This is a genomic window from Ramlibacter sp., assembly GCF_035706265.1.
Classification (GTDB): Bacteria; Pseudomonadota; Gammaproteobacteria; order Burkholderiales; family Burkholderiaceae_C; genus Ramlibacter.
The window spans coordinates 1-6,599 of the sequence record NZ_DASSVG010000488.1; the positions used below are offsets into that span (position 1 = coordinate 1).

The 6,599-nt window shown below is 71.7% G+C and carries 7 protein-coding genes; 2 read left to right on the forward strand and 5 right to left on the reverse strand.

The genetic code is table 11. The features are described 5' to 3' along the window. Entirely contained in the window at positions 1-207 is a 207-nt protein-coding gene (locus tag VFM98_RS17445) for a hypothetical protein (RefSeq protein ID WP_325111171.1), read from the reverse strand. Between the two features lie 218 nt (positions 208-425). Between VFM98_RS17445 and VFM98_RS17450 the strand changes: the two genes are divergently transcribed. Further along, positions 426-2,039 (forward strand): cytochrome c peroxidase, encoded by a 1,614-nt coding sequence (locus tag VFM98_RS17450; RefSeq protein ID WP_325111172.1) that lies wholly within the window; start codon positions 426-428, stop codon positions 2,037-2,039. On the opposite strand, the gene VFM98_RS17455 is transcribed toward VFM98_RS17450, so the two are convergent. From VFM98_RS17455 to VFM98_RS17465, 3 genes are all read right to left on the reverse strand, one after another. After that, positions 2,027-2,839, reverse strand: coding sequence for an AraC family transcriptional regulator (locus VFM98_RS17455; RefSeq protein ID WP_325111173.1), 813 nt, complete (start codon positions 2,837-2,839; stop codon positions 2,027-2,029). The genes VFM98_RS17450 and VFM98_RS17455 overlap by 13 nt on opposite strands. A gap of 160 nt (positions 2,840-2,999) precedes the next feature. Continuing rightward, positions 3,000-3,353 carry a DUF4148 domain-containing protein gene (locus VFM98_RS17460; protein ID WP_325111174.1) on the reverse strand — a complete coding sequence of 118 codons (354 nt, stop codon included), beginning with the start codon at positions 3,351-3,353 and terminating at the stop codon, positions 3,000-3,002. A gap of 143 nt (positions 3,354-3,496) precedes the next feature. Further along, complete coding sequence (locus tag VFM98_RS17465) at positions 3,497-4,204, reverse strand: Crp/Fnr family transcriptional regulator (protein WP_325111175.1); 708 nt, start codon at positions 4,202-4,204, stop codon at positions 3,497-3,499. Here VFM98_RS17465 and VFM98_RS17470 point away from each other — a divergent pair. After that, positions 4,204-5,838, forward strand: coding sequence for an adenylate/guanylate cyclase domain-containing protein (locus tag VFM98_RS17470; RefSeq protein WP_325111176.1), 1,635 nt, complete (start codon positions 4,204-4,206; stop codon positions 5,836-5,838). The two genes, VFM98_RS17465 and VFM98_RS17470, sit on opposite strands and share 1 nt — an antisense overlap. 7 nt (positions 5,839-5,845) lie before the next feature. Here VFM98_RS17470 and VFM98_RS17475 read toward each other — a convergent pair whose 3' ends face one another. Beyond that, entirely contained in the window at positions 5,846-6,487 is a 642-nt protein-coding gene (locus VFM98_RS17475) for a phosphatase PAP2 family protein (RefSeq protein ID WP_325111177.1), read from the reverse strand. Positions 6,488-6,599: the final 112 nt, after the last annotated feature.

Below are 6,599 nucleotides of genomic sequence, written 5' to 3' on the forward strand. Positions count from 1 at the left end.
TCATTCGCGCAGCGCGATCTCCAGCACCCGCGCCCTGTAGAACGGGAAGTACTCCGGCGTGCCGAAGAAGTTGCCGCCGTCCACGCGGAACGGCAGGCGGTAGCCGGAGACCGCGCGGAAGTCGGAAAGCTCGCCGCCGAAGGGCTGCAGCCGGTAGACCTTGTCCGCGTTGGCGTCGCTCCAGCGCGGCATGCTGACCGGCTGCACGGGATTGTGTGCGATGGAAGCTGGGGTTCCGCTGCGCTCCACCGCCAGCCTACCGATCGCTGCACGGCCAGCCCGGAGGGATGAAAAGCTCCACCGCCAGGCCACTTGAATGAAAGGGCTGCGAAGTCGGCCTCTTCGTTCAAGAGCAAACGGGCAAGGTTTCGAAGAATCCAGGGTCTGCCCCACCACCCCGGATTCCTCAGATGCTCCTCTTGCACATGCTCCGCACCCTCGCCCTGGGCGCCGGCCTGGCCGCGCTCGCCGCCTGCAGCGCGCCGCCGGATCTCGATCTCTCGCTCGACAAGGCCTCGGCGGAAGGCAAGTACCACGTGACGCTGGTGCCGCCGGAGACGGCGCCAGCGATCAACCAGATGCACAGCTGGCAGGTGAAGCTGGCCACGCCCGGCGGCAAGCCGGTGCACGGCGCCCGCTTCACGGTCGGCGGCGGCATGCCGCAGCACGGCCACGGCTTTCCCACCCAGCCGCGGGTCGAGCGCGAGATCGCCGACGGCACCTACCTGCTGGAAGGCATGAAGTTCAGCATGCCCGGCTGGTGGGAAGTGAAGCTCGCGATCCAGGGCGCCGAAGGCGGCGACCGCGTGACCTTCAACGCCGTCGTGAGCCGGACCGCGCCCGCCGCAACAACGCGCGTGAAGTGGACTTCCGAGGAAGCCGGCACGATCGCCTCCATGCGGCTGCAGCAGGCCGGTGCGCGGCCTGCCGATCCGTCCAACGCCTACGAGCTGCGGGCCGATGCCGCCGCACTCGGGCGCGCGTTGTTCAACGACAAGCGCCTGAGCGGCAACGGCGAGGTGGCATGCGCCACCTGCCATGCCTCCAACCGCCAGTTCCAGGACGACCGGCCCGTGGGCCAGGGCGTGGGCACCGGCCAGCGGCGCACGATGCCCGTGATGGGCGCGGCGCACTCCCCCTTCCTGTTCTGGGACGGGCGCAAGGACAGCCTGTGGTCGCAGGCCCTGGGCCCGCTGGAGGATCCGGCCGAGCACGGCGGCAACCGCGCGCGCTTCGCGCGCACCGTGCAGGCGCACTACCAGGCGCAGTACGAGAGCGTGTTCGGGCCCTTGCCGAGCCTCGCCGGCCTGCCCGCCGACGCCTCCCCCAACGGCAACGACGCGCAGCGCGCCGCCTGGCAGGCCATGCCGGCTGCCGCGCGCGAGCAGGTGAACCGCGTGTTCGCCAACATGGGCAAGGCGATCGCGGCCTACGAGCGCCAGGTGTCCTATGGCGAATCGCGTTTCGACCGCTACGCCCAAGCCATCGCGTCGGGCAGCGCCCCGCGCGAGCCTCTCCTCTCGGCGCAGGAGATCCGCGGCCTGCGCCTGTTCCTGAACGAAGGCCAGTGCGTGACCTGCCACAACGGCCCGCTGCTGACCGACCACGCCTTCCACAACACGGGCGTGCCGCCGCGCGACCGCAGCCGTCCCGATGCCGGCCGCGCCGAGGCGATCCGCAAGCTGCAGCAGGACGAGTTCAATTGCCTGGGCCGCTACAGCGATGCGAAGCCCGGCCAATGCGGCGAACTCGAATTCCTCGCCACGGGCGACGCCGCGCAACTCGGCGCCTTCCGCACGCCCAGCCTGCGCAACGTGGCGGAGCGCGCGCCCTACATGCACGCGGGCCAGTTCGACTCGCTGGAGGAAGCGCTGCGGCACTACGCCCGCTCGCCGCTGGCGGCCCTCGGCCACAGCGAGCTCGCCCGCCCCGGCGAACGGCATGCCGAGCGGCAGGCGATCCGCCTCTCGGACGCGGACATCCGCGACCTCGCGGCCTTCCTGCGGACGCTGAGCGGCCCGGTGCTTCAACCGAGCTGACGCTGCTGCATGCGTCCGCGCGCGCTCAAGGGCCCGTTCATCTGCAGCGCCGAGGGCGGCAGGCCGAACATGCTGCGCGCCGTGCGCGACAGGTGGGCCGAATCCGCGAAGCCGGCGGCGTGGGCGGCGCCCGAGAGGGTGTCGCCCTCCACCAGCAGTTCCCACACGTGCAGCAGGCGCCGCCACAGCACGTACGTGCGCAGCGGCATGCCGGTCTCCTCGACGAAGAGGTGGCGGAACCGGCTGGGCGAGAGGTGCGCGATGCGCGCCACGGCCTCGAGGGTGACGGGCTGGTCGATGTGCTGCCGGATCGCCTCCGTCGCCGCCACGATGCGCGGGTCGGAAGCCTGCCGGGGCGAAGTCTGCGAAAGTTCGTGGACCAGTTGCAGGCAGACGGTGCGCACGGCGTCGGCGCTGCGCTCGGTGCGCCAGGCGCGTTCGAGCCGTTTCGCGAACACGGCCGTCGCCTCGGGCTCCAGCAACTCGAGGCCGCCTCGCAGGCGCTCGGCGATCGCCCTGCCCTGCGGTGTCTCGGGTTCGATGAACATCACCGCGGTCCACTCGCACTCGACCACGTCGATGGTGTGGGTAGCGCGGGAGGGGATGAGCGCTGCGGCGCAAGACTGCCAGTCGCCGTTGCGGCCGAACTGCACCCGCAGGCCGGCGGGTACGCCGATCACCCACTGGATGGCGTAATGCGAATGCGGGGCGATGCGGCCCGCGCCCCTGCCGATCAGCAGGCAGCCGCCGTTCCAGGCGACGAAGTCGCCTTCGGCGGGACGGGCTGGGCGCGCTTCCAAGGCTGGTCTCGGGCGGTGGTCGCCGAGTCTAGTCCAGTGCCTGAACGATGTCCGGAGAAATTGTCATTCCCGCGCAGGCGGGAATCCAGGGGATTCTCCGGCGAAAGGCGCGAGCCTCCGGGCCCCCGCCTGCGCGGGGGCGACGGTGGCACGGGGGAGCTCACTGGGCGTTGACGGGTTGACCGGCCAGCACCGGGGCGGCATCGCCAAGCGCGCGGGCGGACAGGTAGGCGGAGCCGCTGTCTTCGCCGGTCAGGGCGGCGGCCTGGTCGCGCGACTGCAGGTAGTCGGCCGTCACTTGCGCGCGGGTCTTGGTGCTCTGGAAGCCGCGCAGCTGGTTGTAGCTGGTGGACCAGGGGTTCACGCCGGCGGCCTTGTACTGCTGCAGTTCGGCCTGCACTTCGGCGCGGTTCTTGACGCTGGTGAACGAAGCGTCGCTGGCGAGCGGGCTCTCGGCGAAGGCGGTGGAAGCGGCGGCGAGGGCGATGGCGGCGATGGCGATGGAGCGGTTCATGATGGTTCCTTTCGGGTTGGGGTGGAACGTCGTGTCCACAGCCCGAATTCTGGAGAGCCCGCCCCTCTTCGAATGTGCGTTTGCGCACCGGATCTCGTAGGCTGGCGGTGAGCGCGCGCGGAGCGCGCCGAACCCCAGCGCTTTCAGGCCTCCGACCGCACTTCTTCCACCATGCGCGCAAGCCGCGGCACATCGAGCAACACCAGCGCGCTCCCGTCCTTCGCCAGCAGCCCCTGCTTCGTGAGCAGCGAAAGCTCGCGCGTCACCTGCTCCCGGTACGTGCTCACCTGGCTCGCGATGTCGGCGTGCTTGGGCGCGGGCTCGATGCGCGCCTGCGGACCCGTAGCACCGGTGGCGCGGGCCAGGCGCAGCAGCTCCGCGTGGATGCGGTTCTGCACGCCCAGCGTGCTCAGCTCGATCACGCGCTGCGACAGCAGGCGCACCAGGCCGGCCAGGCGCTGCAGCACGCGCTCGCGCACCAGTTCCTCGGCGGCGATCAAGGCGCGGAAGTGCTCGGGCGAGAGCGAGGCGACCAGCACGGAGTCGAGCGCCAGCACGTCGGCCGAGCGCGGCTGGCCGTCGATGGCCGCGAGGTCGCCGAACATCTCGCCCGGTTCTTCGTCGCGGAAGGTCACCTGCCTGCCGCCGGCCGAGAAGGTGGTCACCCGCACGTGCCCGCTCACCACGAAATGCACGTCGCGGTCGCGGCTGTTGCGCGCCACAATCACCTGCCCCGGCTCCACCGTGCGCCAGGTGCATTGCGCGGCGAGAATCTCCAGGCGCTCCTGCGAGAGGCCCTGCAGCATCTTCACGTTGCGCAGCCCGAAAGTCGACGCCTGAACCGTTGCCATTGAACCCCCTGAACACCCGTCCGCGCACGCTGCGCCTGGCCTCCGGGCTGATCCTGCTGACGTACGTCGCGACCCACCTCCTGAACCACGCGGTGGGCCTGGTCTCGCTCGGCGCCGCGGAGGCGGGCCGCGAAGTGTTCGTGGCCTTCTGGCGCAGCCTGCCGGCGACGGTGGCATTCTATGGGGCGCTGCTGCTGCACTTCAGCCTCGCGCTGATGGCGCTGTACGAGCGCCACACGCTGCGCATGCCGGCGCTCGAATGGAGCCGCATCGCCCTGGGCTTCACCATCCCGCTGCTGCTGGCCTTCCACATGGTGCAGACCCGCCTGTCCTGGGAGCTCATTGGCTGGGACGACACCTACCGGCGCGTCACCGCCTCCATGTGGGCCGGCAACTTCACCCTGCGCCAGCTGACGATGATCGTGATCGTGTGGCTGCACGCCTGCTTCGGCCTGCAGCTCGCCTTCCGCCATCGCCCGCGCTGGCGGCGCTGGCAGCCGACGCTGGTGGTCGTGGCCACCATGCTGCCGGTGCTGGCCTTCACCGGCTACCTGGCGATGGCGCGCGAGGCCACGCGGCTGCCGATCCAGTCGCGCCCGCCGAGCCCGCACGACGCGACGCTGCAGCTCTGGGTCGAGATCATCTTCTACACGCCGCTCGTCCTGCTGGCGCTGACGCTCGCCGCCCGCTGGTCGCAGGTGGCCTGGGCGCGCGCCAGCGGGCGCATGGTGCGCATCACCTACCCGGACCAGAAGGTCGACGTGCCCGCGGGCTACTCGGTGCTGGAGGCCAGCCGCGCCTTCGGCATTCCGCACATGTCGGTGTGCGGCGGCCGCGCGCGCTGCTCCACCTGCCGCATCGAGGTGCGGGCCAGCGCGGCGCCGTTGCCCGAGCCGAACCCGGAGGAGGCCGCCACGCTGGCGCGCATCGGCGCGCCGCCGGCCGTGCGGCTCGCCTGCCAGCTGCGTCCCACGGCCGCGATCGAGGTGCGGCCGCTGGCGGCGCCGCGCGAGGGCGCGCCCGCCTTCGAAAGCTGGGGCCCCCATGCGGAGCGCGACGTGGTGGTGCTGTTCGCCGACCTGCGCCGCTGGACCGGCCTGTCCGAGCACCACCTGCCCTTCGACCTGGTGTACGTGCTGGACCAGTACTTCGCCGCAGTCGGCGACGCGGTGCGCGAGGCCGGCGGCGTCCCCAACCAGTTCATCGGCGACAGCGTGATGGCCTTGTTCGGCCTGGAGACGGATTCGGTCAGCGCGGCGCAGCAGGCGCTGGTGGCGGCGCAGGCGATCGAGCGGCGCATGGCGGCCCTCAACGACAGCCTCACGGCCGAATTGCGCCGGCCGCTCGACTTCGGCATCGGCATCCATGCCGGCACGGCGGCAGTGGGCACGGTGGGCTACCGCGAGACGCGCACGCTCACCGCGGTCGGCGACGCGGTCAACACCGCCAGCCGGCTGCAGGAAATGACCAAGCTGCTGAAGGTGCGCATCGTCGTCTCGGAGGAGGTGCTGCGGCGCGCCGGCCGCGCGCCCGGCGACTGGCAGCGGCACGACCTGGAGATCCGCGGCCGCCAGGGGCGGCTGACGGTGTATGCGCTGCCGACCTTCTGCGCCACGACGGCCGCCAGCAGCTAGCCGTCGGTCATTTCGCGGCTCCGCGCGCGCCCCTGCCCCAGGGCGCCAGGAACAGCGCGAGGGCGACCGCGCCGACCGCCACCCCCGCCACCACGTCGCTCACGTAGTGCGCGCCGAGGTACACGCGGCTGAAGGTCACCAGCAGCACCATCGCGCCAGCCAGCCCCAGGGCGATGGCGCGGACCGCGCCGCGGCGCCAGCGCGCGAACGCGAGCGCGCACAGGGCGCCGTAGAACACGGTGGAGGCCGCGGCATGGCCGCTCGGGAAACTGAGCGTGAGCAGGTGCACCAGCGGATCCTCCAGGTGCGGGCGCGGACGCTGGAACACGGTCTTGAGTCCCGCGTTGAGCAGCATGCCCGCGGGCACCACGCCCAGGCGCACCACCTGCCCCCACTCGCGCCGCCAGCCTAGCCACAGCGCCAAGGCCAGCGTCGCGGCCAGCAGCCACTTGGTCTGGTGCGCGGCGCTCACCAGCAGCATGAAGCCGGTGAGCCACGCGGTGCGGTGGGCCGCCAGCCACTGCGTGACGTGCAAGTCCAGCCGCGTGACGGGTCCGTCGCTCCACACCTGCAAGGCCAGCAGCGCCACCAGCACGATGCAGGCGAGCACCAGCGCGAGCCGGCGCCCGTGCCGGATGTGCTGCCTCACCGGGAAGGGGGCAGCGTCGGATGCGGCCACTGCGGCGCCTCGACACGGGGCTCTGCACGCCCGGCACGCAGCGCCGCTTCGAAGGCAGGCAGCGTGGCGCGCGGGTCCTCGC

What these genes read in the sequence shown, in the direction of transcription:
- VFM98_RS17450 (WP_325111172.1), top strand. Translation starts at nt 426, where the DNA reads ATGCTCCGCACCCTCGCCCTGGGCGCCGGCCTGGCCGCGCTCGCCGCC.
- VFM98_RS17460 (WP_325111174.1), bottom strand. Translation starts at nt 3,353, where the DNA reads ATGAACCGCTCCATCGCCATCGCCGCCATCGCCCTCGCCGCCGCTTCC.
- VFM98_RS17465 (WP_325111175.1), bottom strand. Translation starts at nt 4,204, where the DNA reads ATGGCAACGGTTCAGGCGTCGACTTTCGGGCTGCGCAACGTGAAGATG.